This window comes from Burkholderia sp. GW821-FHT14F03 (assembly GCF_058803765.1).
Genome location: NZ_JBXAPG010000100.1, coordinates 4,768 through 6,126, shown reverse-complemented (window position 1 = coordinate 6,126; position 1,359 = coordinate 4,768). Strand labels below are relative to the sequence as shown.

Sequence of the window (1,359 nt, the reverse complement as noted above, 5' to 3'; positions counted from 1 at the left end):
GGCCTCTCGACGGCCAACAGCAGCATCGCCTCGCTGTCCACCTCGACCTCGACCGGCATCGGTTCGCTCTCGACCGGCCTCAGCACGACCAACAGCAATGTCGCCTCGCTGTCGACCTCCACGTCGACCGGCTTGTCGTCGGCTAACAGCAGCATCGCTTCGCTGTCCACGTCGACCTCGACCGGTATCGGTTCGCTCTCGACCGGATTGAGCACGACCAACAGCGCCGTCACGTCGCTCTCGACCTCGACCTCGACCGGCCTCTCGACCACTGACAGCAGCATCGCCTCGTTGTCCACCTCGACCTCGACCGGCATCAGCTCGCTGTCCACCGGCCTCAGCACCACCAACAGCACCGTCTCGTCGCTCTCGACTTCCACGTCGACCGGCCTCTCGACGGCCAACAGCTCGATCGCTTCGCTGTCCACGTCGACTTCGACCGGCATCGGTTCGCTGTCCACCGGCCTCAGCACCACCAACAGCACCGTCGCTTCGCTGTCGACCTCCACATCGACCGGCCTCTCGACCGCCAACAGCAGCATCGCCTCGCTGTCCACCTCGTCTTCGACGGGCATCAGTTCGCTGTCCACCGGCCTGAGCACCACCAACAGCAATGTTGCTTCGCTCTCGACCTCCACGTCGACCGGTCTCTCGACGGCTAACAGCAGCATCGCCTCGCTGTCCACGTCGACCTCGACCGGCATCGGCTCGCTTTCGACCGGCATCAGCACCACCAACAGCACCGTCTCGTCGCTCTCGACCTCCACGTCGACTGGCCTCTCGACGGCCAACAGCTCGATCGCTTCGCTGTCCACGTCGACCTCGACCGGCATCGGCTCGCTTTCGACCGGCATCAGCACCACCAACAGCACCGTCTCGTCGCTCTCGACCTCCACGTCGACTGGCCTCTCGACGGCCAACAGCTCGATCGCTTCGCTGTCCACGTCGACCTCGACCGGCATCGGCTCGCTTTCGACCGGCATCAGCACCACCAACAGCACCGTCTCGTCGCTCTCGACCTCGACCTCGACCGGCCTCTCATCGGCTGACAGCTCGATCGCTTCGCTGTCGACCTCGACCTCGACCGGCATCAGCTCGCTGTCCACCGGCCTCAGCACCACCAACAGCAATGTCGCCTCGCTCTCGACTTCCACGTCGACCGGCATCAGTTCGCTGTCTACCGGCCTCAGCACTGCCGACAGCACCGTCGCATCGTTGTCCACGTCGACCTCGACCGGCATCAGTTCGCTCTCGACCGGCCTCAGCACCGCCGACAGCAGCGTCGCATCGTTGTCCACGTCGACCTCGACCGGCATCAGTTCGCTCTCGACCGGCCTCAGCACCGCCGACAGCAGCGTC

General features: G+C 65.0%; 1 pseudogene. It reads left to right on the top strand.

Annotated features, from left to right (window positions below):
- Positions 1-1,359 (top strand): annotated as a pseudogene (locus tag AC1RQF_RS32985) (cell surface protein); the annotation flags it as partial.